This is a genomic window from Halosubterraneus shenae, assembly GCF_050510935.1.
Taxonomy (GTDB): Archaea; Halobacteriota; Halobacteria; order Halobacteriales; family Haloferacaceae; genus JBDGPU01.
Genome location: NZ_JBNLVO010000002.1, coordinates 239753 through 257687 on the forward strand (window position 1 = coordinate 239753; position 17935 = coordinate 257687).

General features: G+C 63.8%; 17 protein-coding genes and 1 tRNA gene. 13 read left to right on the top strand and 5 right to left on the bottom strand.

Annotation, left to right across the window (positions count from 1 at the left end):
* Positions 1–526 precede the first annotated feature (526 nt).
* From ACQE3M_RS04405 to ACQE3M_RS04445, 9 genes are all read left to right on the top strand, one after another.
* Positions 527–2716, top strand: coding sequence for an elongation factor EF-2 (locus tag ACQE3M_RS04405; RefSeq protein WP_430504260.1), 2190 nt, complete (start codon positions 527–529; stop codon positions 2714–2716).
* A gap of 395 nt (positions 2717–3111) precedes the next feature.
* Positions 3112–3753, top strand: coding sequence for an amino acid-binding protein (locus tag ACQE3M_RS04410; protein WP_430504695.1), 642 nt, complete (start codon positions 3112–3114; stop codon positions 3751–3753).
* Positions 3750–4718 carry a homoserine dehydrogenase gene (locus ACQE3M_RS04415; protein WP_430504261.1) on the top strand — a complete coding sequence of 323 codons (969 nt, stop codon included), beginning with the start codon at positions 3750–3752 and terminating at the stop codon, positions 4716–4718. Before ACQE3M_RS04410 ends, ACQE3M_RS04415 begins: the two co-directional genes overlap by 4 nt.
* Before the next feature lie 359 nt (positions 4719–5077).
* Positions 5078–6343 carry a translation elongation factor EF-1 subunit alpha gene (tuf, locus tag ACQE3M_RS04420; RefSeq protein ID WP_430504262.1) on the top strand — a complete coding sequence of 422 codons (1266 nt, stop codon included), beginning with the start codon at positions 5078–5080 and terminating at the stop codon, positions 6341–6343.
* Between the two features lie 3 nt (positions 6344–6346).
* A complete protein-coding gene (gene rpsJ, locus ACQE3M_RS04425) occupies positions 6347–6655 on the top strand; it encodes a 30S ribosomal protein S10 (protein WP_058367404.1) in 309 nt (102 codons plus the stop codon).
* 184 nt (positions 6656–6839) lie between these two features.
* A tRNA-Ala gene (locus ACQE3M_RS04430) sits at positions 6840–6911 on the top strand.
* 234 nt (positions 6912–7145) lie between these two features.
* Positions 7146–7892 (top strand): toll/interleukin-1 receptor domain-containing protein, encoded by a 747-nt coding sequence (locus ACQE3M_RS04435; protein ID WP_430504263.1) that lies wholly within the window; start codon positions 7146–7148, stop codon positions 7890–7892.
* Between the two features lie 180 nt (positions 7893–8072).
* Entirely contained in the window at positions 8073–8720 is a 648-nt protein-coding gene (locus ACQE3M_RS04440) for a TIR domain-containing protein (protein ID WP_430504264.1), read from the top strand.
* Positions 8721–8810: 90 nt separating this feature from the next.
* Positions 8811–9185 carry a DUF2267 domain-containing protein gene (locus ACQE3M_RS04445; protein ID WP_430504265.1) on the top strand — a complete coding sequence of 125 codons (375 nt, stop codon included), beginning with the start codon at positions 8811–8813 and terminating at the stop codon, positions 9183–9185.
* An 847-nt stretch (positions 9186–10032) separates the two neighbouring features.
* On the opposite strand, the gene ACQE3M_RS04450 is transcribed toward ACQE3M_RS04445, so the two are convergent.
* The 4 genes from ACQE3M_RS04450 to ACQE3M_RS04465 all read right to left on the bottom strand — a co-directional run bounded on the left by ACQE3M_RS04450 (position 10033) and on the right by ACQE3M_RS04465 (position 13443).
* The gene (locus ACQE3M_RS04450; RefSeq protein ID WP_430504266.1) at positions 10033–11328 is read right to left on the bottom strand and encodes a ribonuclease catalytic domain-containing protein; all 1296 of its coding nucleotides are present in this window, start codon (positions 11326–11328) and stop codon (positions 10033–10035) included.
* A gap of 124 nt (positions 11329–11452) precedes the next feature.
* Positions 11453–11752 (bottom strand): DUF7562 family protein, encoded by a 300-nt coding sequence (locus ACQE3M_RS04455; RefSeq protein ID WP_430504267.1) that lies wholly within the window; start codon positions 11750–11752, stop codon positions 11453–11455.
* Between the two features lie 114 nt (positions 11753–11866).
* Positions 11867–12793, bottom strand: coding sequence for an NAD+ synthase (locus ACQE3M_RS04460; RefSeq protein WP_430504268.1), 927 nt, complete (start codon positions 12791–12793; stop codon positions 11867–11869).
* 59 nt (positions 12794–12852) lie between these two features.
* Complete coding sequence (locus ACQE3M_RS04465; protein ID WP_430504269.1) at positions 12853–13443, bottom strand: adenylyltransferase/cytidyltransferase family protein; 591 nt, start codon at positions 13441–13443, stop codon at positions 12853–12855.
* Between the two features lie 137 nt (positions 13444–13580).
* On the opposite strand from ACQE3M_RS04465, the gene ACQE3M_RS04470 reads away from it, so the two are divergent.
* Entirely contained in the window at positions 13581–14060 is a 480-nt protein-coding gene (locus tag ACQE3M_RS04470) for an RNA-binding protein (RefSeq protein ID WP_430504270.1), read from the top strand.
* 41 nt (positions 14061–14101) lie between these two features.
* On the opposite strand, the gene ACQE3M_RS04475 is transcribed toward ACQE3M_RS04470, so the two are convergent.
* Complete coding sequence (locus ACQE3M_RS04475; protein WP_430504271.1) at positions 14102–14827, bottom strand: DUF1028 domain-containing protein; 726 nt, start codon at positions 14825–14827, stop codon at positions 14102–14104.
* Positions 14828–14968: 141 nt separating this feature from the next.
* Here ACQE3M_RS04475 and ACQE3M_RS04480 point away from each other — a divergent pair, with 141 nt between their 5' ends.
* From ACQE3M_RS04480 to ACQE3M_RS04490, 3 genes are all read left to right on the top strand, one after another.
* On the top strand, positions 14969–15322 hold the full coding sequence (locus ACQE3M_RS04480; protein WP_430504272.1) for a cell division protein SepF: 354 nt from the start codon (positions 14969–14971) through the stop codon (positions 15320–15322).
* A gap of 989 nt (positions 15323–16311) precedes the next feature.
* The gene (gene azf / locus ACQE3M_RS04485; RefSeq protein ID WP_430504273.1) at positions 16312–17097 is read left to right on the top strand and encodes an NAD-dependent glucose-6-phosphate dehydrogenase Azf; all 786 of its coding nucleotides are present in this window, start codon (positions 16312–16314) and stop codon (positions 17095–17097) included.
* A 46-nt stretch (positions 17098–17143) separates the two neighbouring features.
* Complete coding sequence (locus ACQE3M_RS04490) at positions 17144–17887, top strand: hypothetical protein (protein WP_430504274.1); 744 nt, start codon at positions 17144–17146, stop codon at positions 17885–17887.
* Positions 17888–17935 lie beyond the last annotated feature (48 nt).

The following is a 17935-nucleotide window of genomic DNA, read 5'->3' on the forward strand; positions in this document are numbered from 1 at the left end:
ATCCGGACGGCCTCGTCGGCACTTCGCGATCGCCTCGAGGGTTCGCGGCCGCTTTTGCTTATGATTATTTATAACGGGCAGCCGCTGTCGGACTCCCAGCACCGCGGACTCCCCCCGGCGCGACCGGTCACCGCTCTTCCGGTCCGTCGGGTTCGCGAAGCAACTCGACGGCGACCCAACAGCAGCCGCGACGGCGACCCAACAGCAGCCGCGACGGCGACCCAGCAGCAACCGCGACGGCGACCCAACAGCAGCCGCGACGGCGACCCAGCAGCAGCCGCGACGGCGACGTCGACGCCTTCGAGCGTTGCTCGCGCGCTCCGTGGGTGGTTGACGCGCGCGTTCGACGTGCAATGGCTCGCGTGAGTGGTTCGCAAAACGTGTGGCCGATCTCGCGACGTATGTTTCAGCAACTCGACCATGCGGGCGACCAACACGAGACGTGGGCGCAGACCGGCGTTTCCCGCCGGTTTCGCGAACGTGAAACACTACCCTTTTGACCCCGCTCGCGGTAATGAGTCGTATAATGGGCCGACGCAAGAAGATCGTCGACGAATGTCAGCGGCTGATGGACGAACCGGAGAACATCCGGAACATCGCCATCGCCGCCCACGTTGACCACGGCAAAACGACGCTCTCGGACAACCTGCTGGCCGGTGCCGGCATGATCTCCGAGGACACCGCGGGCGAGCAGCTCGCGATGGACACGAAGGAGGACGAACAGGAACGCGGTATCACCATCGACGCGGCGAACGTTTCGATGACCCACGAGTACGAGGACACGAACCACCTCGTCAACCTCATCGACACGCCGGGCCACGTCGACTTCGGTGGCGACGTCACCCGCGCGATGCGCGCGGTCGACGGCGCACTCGTCGTCGTCGACGCCGTCGAGGGCGCCATGCCCCAGACGGAAACGGTGCTGCGGCAGGCGCTCCGCGAGGGCGTCAAGCCGGCACTCTTCATCAACAAGGTCGACCGCCTCATCTCCGAGCTCCAGGAGGGGCCCGAGGAGATGCAGAAGCGCCTGACGGCGGTCATCCAGGACGTCAACGAGCTCATCCGCGGCATGGCGGAGAACATGGACGACATCCCCGAGGATTGGACCGTTTCCGTCGAGGACGGCACGGTCGGCTTCGGCTCCGCGCTCTACAAGTGGGGCGTCTCGATGCCCTCGATGCAGCGCACCGGGATGGACTTCGGCGACATCATCGACCTCGAGCAGGCCGACGAGCGCCAGGAGCTCCACGACCGGACGCCGCTCTCGGACGTCGTGCTCGACATGGTCTGTGAGCACTTCCCGAACCCCGAGGCCGCCCAGCCCCGCCGTGTCCCGCGCATCTGGCGCGGCGACGCCGAGTCCGAGCTGGCCGAGGACATGCGCCTCGTCAACGAGGACGGCGAGGTCGTCTTCATGGTCACGGACATCTCCATGGACCCGCACGCGGGCGAGATCGCGACGGGTCGCGTCTTCTCCGGTACGCTGGAGAAGGGCCAGGAGCTGTACGTCTCCGGCACGGCCGGGAAGAACCGCCTCCAGAGCGTCGGGCTCTTCATGGGCGGCGAGCGCGAGGAGGTCGACCGCGTCCCGGCGGGCAACATCGCGGCCGTCACCGGCCTGCGTGACGCCATCGCCGGCTCGACGGTCTCCTCCGTGGAGATGACGCCGTTCGAGTCCATCGAGCACATCTCCGAGCCGGTCATCACGAAGTCCGTCGAGGCGAAGAACATGGACGACCTGCCGAAGCTCATCGAGACGCTTCAGCAGGTGGCCAAGGAGGACCCGACGATCCAGATCGAGATCAACGAGGACACGGGCGAGCACCTGATCAGCGGGCAGGGTGAACTCCACCTGGAGGTCATCACCCAGCGCATCCGCGACAACCAGGGCATCCCGGTCATCACCGGCGAACCGATCGTCGTCTTCCGCGAGGCGCCCCAGCAGGAGTCCCGCGAAGTCGAGGGCGTCTCCCCGAACAACCACAACAAGTTCTACATCACCGTCCACCCGCTCTCGGACGAGATCGTCGAGGCCATCCAGCTCGGCGAGGTCTCGATGGACATGCCCGAACTGGAGCGCCGCGAGGCGCTGCAGGAGGCCGGCATGGACAAGGACACGTCCCAGAACGTCGAGGACATCCACCGGACGAACATCCTCATCGACGACACGAAGGGTATCCAGCACCTGAACGAGACGATGGAGCTCGTCCTCGAGGGGCTTCAGGACGCCCTCGACGACGGCCCCCTCGCCGCCGAGCCGGTCCAGGGCGCGCTGTTCCGCCTGCACGACGCCCGGCTCCACGAGGACACCATCCACCGTGGTCCGTCCCAGGTCATCCCGGCTACCCGTGACGCGGTCCACCGCGCCCTCATCGACGCGGAGGTCCGCCTCCTCGAGCCGATTCAGGACGTCCGCATCGACGTGCCCTCGGAGCACATGGGCGCCGCCTCCGGCGAGATTCAGGGTCGCCGTGGCCGCGTCGACGACATGTACCAGGAGGGCGACCTGATGGTCGTCGAAGGCATCGCGCCGGTCGAGGAGATGATCGGCTTCTCGAGCGACATCCGCTCCGCGACCGAGGGGCGTGCTTCCTGGAACACGGAGAACGCCGGCTTCCGCGTCATGGCGGACAACCTCCAGCGCGAGCAGATCATGGACATCCGCGAGCGTAAAGGAATGAAGCTCGAGCTGCCGCAGTCGATCGACTACATCTAGGTCGGTCGCGCGGTTCGCGGTTCGCGATTACAGGTCCCGGTTTGCGATTTGCAGTTCGCGGTCGCAGTTTACGGGGCCGAAACACGGTTTGCGGTTCGTTCTCCTTACTTCTCGATTCACCGATCAATGGCGGCTCTCGCCGAAAAATCGTCGAGGTCTTCGCGGCATGCCCGTCGTTCTCACAGTCAGGGAACGGCAAGCCCTGCCCCCGCCGAAGGCTTATACCGGCTGCCGGCGCTCGATTCGAGTATGCACACGGGCACGACTCCCGTTCGGCGCATCGGTTCGGAGCCAGCAAGCGGTCGCTCCGCACCGACAATTAGCGTCGACGAAACTGCGTGCCCGACGCGCTCGCCCGGGTCGTCCACCGCCGCGCGGACGCCGGAGGTGGCCGCGTGAGCGACGTCGAGGCCGATGAGAGCGACGGTGTACCGACCGACGAGCACTCCCCGCTTGACGGGAAACCGGCGACCTCCGGCGACGCGGCTGGCGGCGACCCCGCAACCGACGGCGGTCGTGCGACGATGCCGTCGACGCACACGATCCGGCTCGAACTCGTCGACGAGCCCGGGCAGCTGCTCGCCGCGCTCCAGCCCATCGCGGACAACGGCGGCAACCTGCTGTCCATCTATCACGAGCGCGGGAACCTGACGCCCCGTGGGCACATCCCCGTCGAGGTCGACGTCGAGGCCACCGAGGAGCGGTTCGACACGATCGTCGAGGCGCTCCGGGAGGAGGGGATCAACGTGATGCAGGCGGGCACGGAGCGATACGTCGAGGAGCTCACGCTGCTGCTCGTCGGCCACATCATCGACACGGACCTCTCGGACACGCTCCAGCGCATCGAGGAGTGTGCGTCCGCGTCCGTCGACGACGTCTCCCTGACCTCGCCGCAAGGGACCGAGGACGTCTCCAGCGCCCGGCTCCGACTCGCGATCCGGGAGGGCGAGTCGGCCGCGGCGGTCGCGGCCGTCCGTTCCGTCGCCGAGGAGAAGGGGATCGACGTGATCGAGCCGCTCACGGAGGTGGACGCGTGAAGCTCGCGGTCCTCGGCTGCGGCGCCGTCGGCCGTTCGGTCGCGGAGCTGGCCGCCGATTACGGCCACGACGTCGCCGCGCTCGTCGACTCCGAGGGGGCAGTCGTCGACGAGTCCGGCGTCGACGTCGACGCCGCGCTGGCCACGAAGGCGGAGACGGGCGTCGTCGGCGACGCGGACCCGGCCGACGCGCTCGCGGCCGACTACGACGCGCTCGTGGAGGCGACGCCGACGACCCTCGGCGACGCGGAGCCCGGCTTCTCGCACGCGCGGACGGCCTTAGAGCGCGACCGGCACGTCGTCCTCGCGAACAAGGGGCCGGTCGCGGAGCGGTTCGGCGACCTCACGGCGCTCGAACGCGACAGCGAGGGCACGGTCCGCTTCGAGGCGACGGTCGGCGGCGCCATTCCGGCCGTCTCGACGGTCGAGGACGTCGGCCCGAGCAAGGTCACCCGCGCGCGCGGCGTCCTCAACGGGACGTCGAACTTCATCCTCACCCGGATGGCCGCCGAGGGGCTCGACTACGAGCACGTGCTCGCGGAGGCGCAGGACCTCGGCGTCGCCGAGGCGGACCCCACGTTCGACGTCGACGGGACGGACGTCGCGCTGAAGTGCGTCATCCTCGCGAACGTCCTGAGCCACGGCGCGGCCGACGACCCGACCGAGGCCCGCGAGTTCTCGCTGTCGGACGCCGAGGTCGAGGGGATCCGCAACGTCCCCGGTAGCGCGCTGGAGCTGGCCGCGGAGAGTGGCCGGACGGTCCGGCTCATCGGCGAGGCCAGTCGGGACGGCGTCCGCGTCGGCCCCCGCCTCGTCCCCGACAACGGGACGCTCTCGGTCACCGGGACGCAGAACCTCGTCCAGATCGAGACGAGCCACGCCGGCCGGCTGAACCTCTCCGGGCGCGGCGCGGGCGGCCCCGAAACCGCGAGCGCGGTCCTCGCGGACGTCGGCCGGCTCGAATAGCCGGAAGCCCGGCTGACGGTCGCCGACGGAGGCGCTGCCATCGCGGCACGTTGCTGTTCGCCATACGTTGCCGTCTCGGCACGTTGTCATTCGGCACGTTGCTGTCGCGGTTGGTCGACGCCGTCGTCTCCGGCTGTAGGGCTCTACCGTCGCACTGCCGTGGTCTTCGTTCTCGGATCGGTCGATAGCTATCGGCAGTTGATCACCTGATCGGCTACCCTTACCGTGGGTACACGTCTCGTGTGGGGACGTGACACAAAACGCCAGAAGGCGTCATGATCAACTGGAATCAGTATCGAAACCGTTTTAGTTGAATCAACCGAAACAATCCTCACAGAGCGCCTTAGCGCGTGAATATCATGAGCGACAAACCACACCAGAATCTGGCCATCATCGGCCACGTCGACCACGGCAAGAGTACGCTCGTGGGCCGACTCCTGTACGAGACAGGGAGCGTCCCCGAGCACGTCATCGAGCAGCACCGCGAAGAAGCCGAAGAGAAGGGCAAGGGCGGCTTCGAGTTCGCCTACGTCATGGACAACCTCGCCGAGGAGCGAGAGCGTGGTGTCACCATCGACATCGCCCACCAGGAGTTCGACACGGAGGAGTACTACTTCACCATCGTCGACTGTCCGGGCCACCGCGACTTCGTGAAGAACATGATCACGGGCGCGTCCCAGGCAGACAACGCCGTCCTCGTCGTCGCCGCTGACGACGGTGTGGCGCCCCAGACCCGCGAGCACGTCTTCCTGGCCCGTACGCTGGGTATCGACGAGCTCGTCATCGGCGTCAACAAGATGGACCTCGTCGACTACAGCGAGGACGACTACAAGCAGGTCGTCTCCGAAGTCGAGGACCTCCTCAACCAGGTCCGCTTCGCGACCGACGACACCACGTTCGTGCCGATCTCGGCCTTCGAGGGCGACAACGTCGCCGAGGAGTCCGAGAACACGGACTGGTTCGACGGCCCGACCCTGCTCGAGGCCCTGAACGACCTGCCGGAGGCCGAGCCGCCGACGGACGCGCCGCTCCGCCTGCCGATCCAGGACGTCTACACCATCTCCGGCATCGGTACGGTGCCGGTTGGCCGCGTCGAGACGGGCATCCTCAACACTGGGGACAACGTCTCCTTCCAGCCGTCCGACGTGGGCGGCGAGGTGAAGACGGTCGAAATGCACCACGAGGAAGTCCCCAAGGCCGAGCCCGGTGACAACGTCGGGTTCAACGTCCGCGGCATCGGCAAGGACGACATCCGTCGTGGCGACGTCTGTGGCCCGGCCGACGACCCGCCATCGGTCGCCGAGACTTTCCAGGCGCAGGTCGTCGTCATGCAGCACCCGAGCGTCATCACGGCCGGCTACACGCCGGTCTTCCACGCCCACACGGCACAGGTCGCGTGTACCATCGAGTCGATCGACCAGAAGATCGACCCGTCCTCCGGCGAAGTCGCCGAGGAGAACCCGGACTTCATCAAGTCCGGCGACGCCGCCGTCGTGACCGTGCGCCCGCAGAAGCCCCTCAGCATCGAGCCGTCCGGCGAGATTCCGGAACTCGGCTCCTTCGCCATCCGTGACATGGGTCAGACCATCGCGGCGGGCAAGGTGCTCGAAGTTAACGAGCGATAATCGATGCAGCAGGCACGCGTCCGTCTCGCCGGCACATCGCCGGAAGACCTCGACGACATCTGCGACGACGTCCGCGAGATCGCGGACTCGACGGGGGTCTCCCTGTCGGGCCCGATCCCGCTGCCGACGAAGACGCTGGAGATCCCGTCCCGCAAGTCGCCCGACGGTGAGGGCACGGCGACGTGGGAACACTGGGAGATGCGCGTCCACAAGCGTCTGATCGACATCGACGCGGACGAGCGGGCGCTTCGCCAGCTCATGCGCATTCAGGTTCCGAACGACGTCAGCATCGAGATCGTTCTCGAAGACTAAGCGCTAGGGCGCAGTCACGTCGTCTCACCCTTTCTATATTTCCACCCGGTGAGCGACGGCGTCCGAGTGCGAGCGTGGCTGTGCGAAGCGGTCGAGGTCGGTGTCTCGTGCGGGTCGCCGTCCCACGCGACGGTCCGAAAGGTAAGGTACAAATACGGCCACCGACTTCGTATGAATGTAGCGAGGGCTCTTAGATCAGCGGTAGATCGCTTCCTTCGCAAGGAAGAGGCCCGGGGTTCAAATCCCCGAGAGTCCACTCGTAATATTCCGTTCAGCCTTTATAATATGATTTAGCGTCTGTTTCGACACTTGTGGATTTTGCAGATTCTCGTTGAGATTGTTCTCTTCAAAAAGATATTATTCTCTTACCTGACTTCTTGTCATATGTGTTGTGTTTGTTACTGAATTTTGACAATTCGAATTCACTTCTCCATCTTTGCTAATTGCAGGAGTAATTTGAAATATTATTCCTACTAAGACCGTTCATAGTATGGATATAGAGGAAGTGAAACAATCCGCAGTAGAATATGTCGAGTTAGAAGCTGATACCGAGGTGGAATCAATTGACTTGGCTGACTCTTTCTCTCATTTTGGAGACGCTTCGTATGTATTCACGACGGAAACGACGGATGATGAGCAATCAGAATGGTGGGTAGTTGCGGGAGAAACCCCGACTAATCTTTATCCTAAATCCCAGTTTGAGAATCCCGATTACGTCTTTTCCTTCCATACAGGTCTGATGTCTCGGATGGGTGAACGACAATTAAAAGACATGGATGAACCTCCGGAGGGCGAAAAATACGATGTATTTATTTCCCATTCAAGCGATGATAAGAGTAAATTTGTCGAGCCGCTAGTTAGGGAACTAAACAGAAAGGGGCATCTCGTTTGGTATGACGATGATGAGTTAGAGATAGGTGATAGTATTCGTGAGTCTATTGATGAAGGCCTCTCGCGTGCACATTGTGGGATCGTAGTACTTTCAGACTCTTTCTTTGATAAGGGCTGGACAGAATACGAGCTGAATGGACTCACATCGCGCGATGTCAGTTCTGAAGCACCAGTGATTCTTCCAATATGGTATCAAATTGGAAAGGAGGAAGTAATGGAATACAGCCCATCTCTCGCTGATAAGAAGGCTGTCCAAACTGACGGAGAGAATATTGAGCAGGTCGCAGCCACTCTGTCTAGTGCTATAAAGTCGAGCATTCGGGCGCAGAGTGACCGTTTTGATTAGCAACGGTATCTGAGTAGATTCTTCTCAGAGCTTGATGGTTCTCGTTGAATTACTTTTGGATCGATAAATAGTATTATTCAATTAGCGGTTTAGAACTTAAAAAGAGTGTTAAATTTTCCAAAAATCAGGTTCACTCTGCTATCCCAAACTTTTCTTATTACTGGTGAAAAACAGTGTACAATGTCGAGGAAGGTATTCATTTCTCATTCACGCCGTGATGAGCAGTTAGTTGACCGCATAGATCGTGCGCTGGACCTTGTGGGATATGATACCCTCATTTATGAGTGGGAGGACATCCCAGACGAAGAACCGGACAGGGAAGTGATAAAACAGAAGATGAGTGAATGCGATGCTTGTTTCGTCTTCCCAACATCAACAGTTCGGGACCAGAAGGTCACACCTGCATGGTTGATCGCAGAATCTTCTATTGCCGGAGATCAGAATATCCCGACGGCTATATTTAAAGAAGAAGGAGATAGCTATGAGATTAACTTCCCCTATTTTGATGTGTTAGTTGTCTACGATAGCGCCGATCTACCGCTACAACTTCAGGAGAGGATGGAGGAACTGATGGAATCACAGGGAGATGAGGCAGCGGGTGCCATAGGTGGCGGTATACTCGGTGCAGCCACAGTTGGAACCGGTGGAGCCGCCTTGGTTGGAGCTCTTCTTGGAGCTGCGCTATCTTCTGGGGGTGATAGGGCACCGCAAGTACAATGTCCTGCCTGCGAATGGGCTTTCACATATTGGGGGGAAACAAATGAATTCAATTGTCCTCATTGTCACACACCAATGGATTCGAACTCCCACTCATTGGGGGAAGACTAGGTCTGAGCTCACTGGAGCTGAGATCGTGTTTTAGTATACACTCTGACTCCGGCCACCAGATACAGTTACCACCCCTTCGACTCCTCGCACATGTCGACCATGGACACGTTCCACCATCGAGTGAGCAGCGATACGGACGCCGACTCCGAGGAGGAGGTTCGGGAGACGATCGAGGCGGTACTGTCGACGCTCGGCCAGCGCATCTCCCAGGAGGAGGGCCGGAAGCTCGCCGCGTTCCTTCCGGCGGAGTTCGAGACATCGATCATCGACTGGGAGTCCCATTCCGAGAAGGCGTTCGGCGTCGACGAGTTCATCGAGCGCGTCGCCGACGAGCTCGACGTCTCGAAGCAGGAGGCCCATCACCGCTCGCAGGTCGTCGTGCATACGCTCGCGAAGGAACTAACCGGCGGCGAGGAGTCGAAACTGCGGAATCAGCTGCCCACGGAGTACGACACGCTATTCTGAGTTGGCGCTTGATTGTTGGTTGGGGCTTCTTACGGTCTTGTCCACGGGCGGTCTTGCTTATAAACGGGATTCGTAGGTGCAGACGTTGCTGTACTCGACAGCACCGCAAACACCCAGAAAGCCCTCGGCCGCTCGCGGTCGCTGAGCAGGATATCCGCGGCTCTCCGCACCGCCCGCCGCGGATAGGGCCTGTCTCAGCGACTCCCCTTCGGCGCGACCGGCCGTCGCCCTTTCAGTCCGCCAGGACCGCGACAGCGACAGCAACCGCGACCGCGACCGCGACCGCGACCGCGACAGCACCGCACAGCTACCGCAAGCCTCGGCCCTCCCCAGCCTCGGCCGGGGCGCGCCGGCACAGCACCGCCGCGGCGCGCCACCGGCCTCCCTCGCACGCGTTGCTCGCGCGCGCCGACTGCTCCGCACCGCACGTCGGGGACCCGGCGAGCGACGACCGCCGAAGAACCGCCGCCCGCGACGCCCCGACCACCACTCGGTGGGTGGGACTGAAAGGGGCAGCCGGCGAGCGGGACGCCCTGCGAAGTAAGCACCGCAACGGCGAACGAGCGAAGCGAGTGAGCCGTGAGGAGCGCAGCGAGCAGCGCGACCGCTCGCCGGCTGGGGCTTTCTGGGCATGCTGAGCGGTGTCTCCGGTAGCGACAGCCAATCTCGTTTATAAGTGCGACCACTCGCCGGCTGGGGCTTTCTGGGCATGCTGAGTGGTGTCTCAGATAACGACGACCGTCTTCATTTATAAGAGCGACCGCTCGCCAGCTGAAGGGTTTAAAATGTGCTATGCGGTATCGCAGGCGACGTTCGCGCCGACAGCTAATAAAAAGAAAGCGCCCGATCAGACCGTGTGCTTCGCTTCCTCCGCGTCAACGACCTCCATCCCGCGGTTGTTCACGGCGTGGGGGTCGATCCCGTTCTCCTCCATGAACTGCTTGTAGAGCCGCTCGACCGTCTCGCCGTCCTTCTGCTTGTCGCTGGCGCGGTCACAGAGTTCGACGAGGTTCTCGGGGACGTCGTTCTCGTGAACGATCCAGTGGTTGATCAGGTCCGAGAGCCGGCGGATGGGCGAGGTGAAGTGGCCGTAGATGTCGAAGTTGAGCGCGTGGTGGCCGCCGAAGGGGTCGTTCATGTACTTCGCGCGGGGCATCACCTTCAGCACGGCGCGCTGGATCTTGTTGAGCTGCCGGTCCGGGGCCTCCTCGAGGGCGGCGTTGACCGCGAGCCGCGGGTCGTCACCCCAGGCCTGCCCGGGGATGGAGACGCCGTTGAGCTCCTGGATCTCTTTGAGCGCGTCGTTCCACTGGTCCGGCGTCGGCTGCGGGTGGACGCGGTACATCGCCTCGACGCCGCGGTCCCACATCAGCGTGTGCGTGACGGCCTTGTTCGCCTTCAGCATCGACTCCTCGATGATGGTGTGCGCGCGGTCCCGCCGGGGGTTCAAGACGAGCGAGCCGTCCTCCTTCCGCTGCTCGTGCATCCGGTCCGCGAGCTCGAAGGCGAGGGTGTTCTCCGCGTGGAGCGGGAGGTCCTCGTTCTCCAGCCGTTCCTCGCACTCGTTGTAGGTGAGCCGCTCGTCGGAGTTGATGACCGACTTGTAGATCTCGACGTCCTCGAACGAGAGCGTCTCGTCGTCGATCTCCATCTCGACGGTGTGGGCGAGCCGGTCCTCCTGCGGCACGAGCGAGCAGACCGTCTCGGCCAGGATCGGCGGCAGCATGTGGATGGTGTAGCCCGGCAGGTACACCGTGTTCGAGCGCTGGATCGCCTCCTCCCACATCGACGTCTCGGGGTTCACGTAGTGGGTCACGTCGGCGATGTGGACCCACAGGCGGTAGGCGCCGTCTTCGCGTTTGATCGAGATCGCGTCGTCGAAGTCCTGCGCGTCCGCGGGGTCGGTCGTCCAGGTCGTCAGGTCCCGGAGGTCCTGCCGCTCGTCGAGCTCGTCCTGGATCTCCTGGGTGACGCCTTCCGTTCGCGTCTCAGCTTCGCGGATGACCTCGGGAGGGAATCCGTCGTTGATCCCGAACTCCTCGAACAGCTCCTCGCGCTTGTCGGCCAGCGCCTCGGCCAACTCCTCGGTGATCGTCACAGGCCCCTGCGCTTCCGCGCTGCCGGGGTCCGGCTCGTCAGTCATACGTGGAGTAAGGGGTGTGGGATAGAAAGACGTGTCGGGCTGGGCCCCGTCACTTCCGACGGCGACGACGCCGGGGTCGCCCCGTGACGCGCCGCGTTACTGGGTCAGGATCGATCACCTGGCCTCAGGACCGGTCGCCGGCGTCGGCGCGGTCCTCGGCCACGGCGTCGGCGTAGCGCTCGAGGAACTCCTCCTGCGAGAGCCCGTCGCCCTCGATCGCGGTGATCAGCGACTCCAGTCCGTTTCGCGGCTGGTGACAGCGCTCGTCGTCGCAGTCCGGACAGAGGTACTCGAACTCCTTGTCCGCGCGGTTCCACCGGTCACCCTCCTTGTCGTACTCCCGGGCCTCCTCGCGGAGCAGCGACTCCCCGCACGCGATGCAGACGACCATTCGCCGGTCCCGGTTTCGACCGGAACGCCACATACCCGGAGTCAGGGAGGGGGCCCACTTAGCGTTTTACTCCGCGGCTGACGGGCGTCGGACGGAGCGTTGGACGCGGCGTCGACCGCGGCGTCCGACGCAGCCAGCGAATTCGCCTCAGTGTCGCAGTCCGGGACTCTCCGGCGGCGACCGCTTGTGCTCGGAGGCGCGGTGGAGCTCGACCACGCGCTCGACGGCCTCGCGGTCGTAGCCCGTTTTCGCCACCGTCTCGCTGATCGAGTGCCCGCGGTCGACGACGTGGCGCAGGACGTCGTCGACGACGGCGTAGCGCACGCCGATCTCCCCCTCGTCGGTCTGGCCCTCCCAGAGCCCCGCGGTCGGCGTCTTCTCGATGAACCGGTCCGAGAGGTCGACGTAGCGGGCGAGGGCCGCGACCTCGGTCTTGTAGAGGTCGCCGAGCGCGCTCACGTCGACGCCGTTGTCACCGTGCTTCGTGAAGTAGCCGAGCAGGACTTCCGCGCGGTTGTCGGCGCCGAGGACGAGCCGGTCGTTCGCGTTGGCGTCGGCGTACCAGAGGACCATCCGCGTACGCGCTCGCACGTTCCCGAGTCCGACCTTCTCGAGGTCGTAGGGGATCGCGTCCGAGAAGCCCTCGACCAGCGGCGCGATGTCGACCTCGTAGTGGTCGATGTCGAGGGCCGCACAGAGCTTCCGCGCGTCGGCCATGTTCTCGGGGTCGCTCGGCTCGCCCGGCATCACGATGCCCGTCACGCGGCTCGGCCCGACGGCCTCGACCGCGAGGGTCGCTGCGACGGCGGAGTCGAGGCCGCCGGAGATGCCCAGCACGTAGCCGTCGGCGTCCGACTTGGAGAGGTAGGTCCGCAGAAACTCCACGATGGCGTCGCGGGCGACGCCCGCTTCGATGACGGTTCCCTCCGGCGCCTGCTCCGTCGACGTCGGCACCTCGGGGGTGACCTCGCGCTCGTCAGCGTTCGCTCCCAGGTCCGCACCGTCCTCGCCGCCCGAGTCCGCACTGTCCCCGTCGTCCGGTTCCGTCGGCGCGTCCGCCGGTCGGTCGTTCATGGGAGAAGGTGCGGTCGGCTCTCCCCTAAGGCTGCGGGCCGTCGGGTACTGTGGCGTCCTCAGCCACCGCCACCGCCGCCGTCGCCCCCACCGCCACCACCGCCACCGCCACCGTCGCCCCCATCGCCACCGTCGCCTGCGTCCGCCCCACATCGCCGGATCACGTCGGTCAGCTCCGCGAGCTCGTCGGCACAGCAGTCGGGGACGAGCTCGCGCCAGGGCTCGCCCGCCCGGATCCGGCGGCGGACCTCCGTGCCCGAGAACCGCTCCGGGTCGAACTCCGGCTGCTCCTCGATGCGGGCGGTCGTGTGCTCCCGGACGAGTCGCTGCACGAGGTCGTTCCGGGAGAGGACCACGTCGGCGTCGGTCCGGTCGACGAGGCGCTCGGCCCAGACGGGGTACCCCGCCTCGCCGCGGTTCTCGTCGGGCACGCGCACGATCTCGAGGTCGGGCTCGCACGCCCGGATGAGCGTCTCGCGTTCGGTCGCAGTCAGGGGGTTCTCCGGCGTCCGGTCCTGCTGGGGGCTGCCGAGCGCGAGCACGAAGTCGTACTCCTCGCGCGCCCACTCGACGACGCGGTGGTGTCCCTCGTGGTAGGGCTGAAACCGGCCGATGAAGGTCGCGCGCGTCGCGCTGGCGTCGCGGGTCACGGCAGCTCTTCGCCGGCCAGCGGGAAGTGTCCCCCGGCCGTGCTGGGGATCGTGCCGTGGGCGTGCAAGGGATCCTTGTCCGGCGGCGACTGCGGAGAAGGGGGCGATTTATCCGCGCGCCGGTCGCACGGCCTCGTATGCAGGTGAAATCCCGCCACCACCTTCGCAGCGACGACATCGACGAGATCAAGGAGGCGCTCCGGGACGGGCTCGGCATCGAGATCGAGGGCGACACCTTCGAGCTGGTCGAGTTCGAGGACAGCGACGTCGACGTCGTCCTCGTCGACGGCGAGCCGGAGGTCTTCTACGTCGACGAGGAGCCGTTCGTCACGGTCCACGGCGCCAACGCCTACGACCCGGAGAAGGGCGTCGTCACGGTCGACGCCGGCGCCATCTCGTTCGTCTCCGACGGCGCCGACGTGATGCGCCCCGGTATTGAGAGCGCCGACGAGGGGATCGAGGAGGGGGACCTCGTCGCCATCGCGGAGGAGACGCACGGCAAGGTGCTCGCCATCGGGCGCGCGCTGACCGACGGCGACGACATGGTCGGCGAGAGCGGCAAGGTCGTGAAGTCGGTCCATCACGTCGGCGACGACCTCTACGAGTTCTCGGCGTAAGGCCCCGACGCGATAGCCGCCCTATTCGGCCTGACAGCCGCTTATTCGGCCTCGTCGCCGTCGGCGTCGAGGTCGTCCTCCTCCATCTCCTCAGCGTACAGCTCCATCGCGTCCTTCCAGCCGCGCCTGGCGGTCTCGTACGTCTCCCGCAGGTCGTCGATGGGCGTCTCCGTCGCGTCGACGCGGAGGTCGTTGTAGTACGGGTCCCCGGTCTCACGCTCCTCGGTCGTCTCGACGATGAGCGCCGCGGACTGGACCGGCAGCTCCTCGCGCTTGTCGCCGCCGGCCTCGTGGCCGGCTTCGAGCGCGTCGATGAGCCGCTCCGCGAGCGGGTCGTCGCCGTGGGCGTCGGACTCGTAGGCTGCGGCGGTGTCGGCGACGACGTTCTCGCCGGTCAGGAGGTTGCCGGCGACGGTGTAGTTCTCGCCGGACGTGTGGCCGTACCAGTCCTTGCACTCGTCGCCGGAGAAGGTGAAGGTCCCGTCGGCGTCGACGCCGTGGAGCTGGCGCTGCGCGCTGCCCTCGTCGGCGTTCAGGAGGGCCTGGAGCGCGTCGTCGACGGCGAGCCCGTCGTCGACGTACTCGATGCCCTTCCGGCCGAGCTCGACGTTGACGAGCGACTGTGTCGCCACGGCCCCGTTCTCGGAGGCGAACGGGCAGAGCGTGCCGACGCCCGGCAGTCGCGTGGTGACGGCGACGCCGAAGCGCGTCTGGCGGTCGCCCTCCTCGTCGGTGTACTCCTCGCGGACGCAGATGCTGAACGTCATGGTCGCCAGTGAGCGACGGCGGCGCAAAAACCACGTGTTCGCGGAGAGCCCGGCCTGGATCGGCGGCGATCCGGGTAATCTCCCAGATGGCGGCCCGCGTCTGACGTAAGAACTAATGCGGAAACCCGGCCAGTAGGGTGTATGGGCATCATGAGCAAGATCCTCGGCGGTCAGGGGAATCGGTCGGTCGACGACTACGTCGAACTCGACCTCGACGACTTCGCCGAGGCGACCGGCGAGGCCGGCGTGCAGGTTCACATCGCGGAGATCGCGGACAAGGGCGACGTCATTCCGATCAAGGACGCCGTCTACGACGGTGACTTCGTCATCGCGGACATTACGCGCCACTCCACGTCCGACCGGACCGTCGAGCACATCATCGACGAACTGCGCCAGGTCGCCGACGAGGTCGACGGCGACATCGTCCAGAAGGGCGACGACCAGCTGATCCTCACGCCGACCGGGATGAAGATCTCCCGCGAGAAGCTCGAATAGGGCGTTTTCTCGAGGGCAGTTTCTCTCCAATTACGACGTTCCGTAGTGATTGCGACGGTCGGGAGCTCGGTCGGCTTCTCGATGGTGCTCGGTCGCTCTTTATAAGCAGGTTTGGACAGGTGATACGGGCTTGCTCTTGTCGGCACCGCAAACACCCAGAAAGCCCTCGGCCGATCTTGCTAATAAACTGAAAGCTAAGGCGCAGACGCTGCCATGCTTAACAGCACCGCAAACACCAGGAAAGCCCTCGGCCGCTCGCGGTCGCTGAGCGACATATCCGCGCCTCTCAGCACCGCCCGGCGCGGATAGAGGTCGACTCAGCGACTTCGTTACACCGCGACCGGCCATCGCCCTTTCATTCCGCCAGGACAGCGCCGCTCAGCAACCACACCGCAACAGCACCGCACAGCTACCGCAATACCTCAGTCCTCCCCAGCCTCGGCCGGGGCGCGCCGGCTCCGCAACGCTCGGCGCGCCCCGGCCTCCCTCGCACGCGTTGCTCGCGCGCGCCACCGCAACCGCGCCGCGATAGCCCGCGAGCCGCCGCGAGCGACGCCCCGGCCGCCACTCCCGGGCGGGACTGAAAGGGGCAGCCGCTGAGCGGGATGCCCTGCGACGCAAGCACCGCAACGGCGAACGAGCGAAGCGAGTGAGCCGTGAGGAGCGCAGCGAGCAGCGCGACCGCTCAGCGGCTGGGGCTTTCTGGGTGTGCCGAGTGGTGTCGCCGGCGACGATCTCCGACTCCACTTATAAGCGCGAGCGCTCAGCGGCTGGGGCTTTCTACGTGTGCTGAGTGGTATCGCCGGCGACGATGTCCGACTCCACTTATAAGTGCGACCGGTCAGCAGCTGGATCTTTTTCGGCACGCCGAGTGGTGTTGCCGGCGATGCCGAAAGCAAATCCAGCGCCCGATTCTGATACCATTGACAACGATCGAACGGGAATCGAACCGGACGATATATCCCCTCGGTACGACGATACGCACGTGAATGGACGAGCCAGTCCTCCTCACGGGTGCAGGCGGGCGGGTGGGTCGCGCCATCCTCCGTGGGATCGGCGACGAGTACGACTGGCGCTTGCTGGACCGTGAACCGCTGACGGGCCAGGACGTGCCGGCCGCCGTCGACGACGCCGAGACCGTCGTGGCGGACATCACGGACGAGGCCGCCGTCCGCGAGGCGATGGAGGGCGTCGGCGCGGTCATCCACCTCGCCGGGGACCCCCGACCGGACGCGCCGTGGGACAGCCTCCTCCGGAACAACATCGACGGGACCCGGACGGTCTTCGAGGCCGCCGTCGACGCCGGCGTCGAGACGGTCGTCTTCGCCTCCTCGAACCACGCCGTCGGCCACTACGAGACGGAGCGCGCGCCCGACCTCTACCGCACGGACGACGACTTCCGGCTCACGGGCGAGGAACTCCCGCGCCCCTCGAACCTCTACGGCGTCTCGAAGGCCGCGGGCGAGACGCTCGGGCGGTACTACCACGACGAGTACGACCGCGACGTCGTCTGCGTCCGCATCGGCAACCTGACGAAGGACCACCCGCCGCGCGAGTACGAGCGCGGACAGGCGATGTGGCTCTCCCACCGCGACTGCGCGCACCTCTTCGACTGCTGTCTCACCGCCGACTTCGACTACGAGATCGTCTACGGGATCTCCGACAACGACCGGAAGTACTACTCGCTCGACCGCGCGAAGGAGGTACTCGGCTACGACCCGCAGGACAACTCCGCCGACTTCACGTTCGAAGGCGAGCCGAAAGATCCAGAGTAGACATACAATAAGGATGTTTATATAAAAAGACAGATGGTAATGTATTATGCCATCTGACAATCGCTTCTTAGAAGTTCTATATAACATATATGAGGAGACAAACTGGCCGAAGGAGTTGACTCTGATAATATTAGGGAGTATACTTGGTGGCTTGATATTCACAGCTATCAGTCCGATCGTTGTCCCAGTAATCCATGATGCCCAAGTGAACCATTTCGGAGTGCAAAATCCGACTTTGGGTGTAGAGGTCGAATATGCTGAAGACGTTGAGTCAAGCACGTTCAATGTATCAGATCAAGAATCGTATGACAGGTATAGAGTAATAATACGCAACCCATCATCAAGAAGACTCACCACAGTAACGATTGGTTTAGCGTTTCTAGGAGGGATTGAAGCTCAGGAGGTGGGCCATTATCAAGTTACGGACGCTTCCAGCTATTCGGCTAATGCCCGATTAGCTGTTCAAAATCATGTTGAAAACACTACACACATTACAAATGCGATTCGTATAAGCCACTTACCTCCTGGAAAAGTAGTTACGGCAACCTTTCTCATAGATAGAAGTCCGGAAGAACGAGTCTTACCAGGTTACTGGGAAACATCTGGATTACAAAATTATAACGCGTCTAAAGGCACTGTGATGGTTTCTGGTCAATTTAGATGGAATTTCAAAGGCAGTATTTATACTGAGAATGAAGGTTTTACCCACATAAACGCTAGCAAAAGAGCCTCTCCCTATAGATTTGACAATTGTATCGGTGAGCAAAGTCCGGAGATTTGTGCGAATTGATCGCTTAAATATAGTATAATATTTCACTAAGCGGTGTCGGTAGGAATC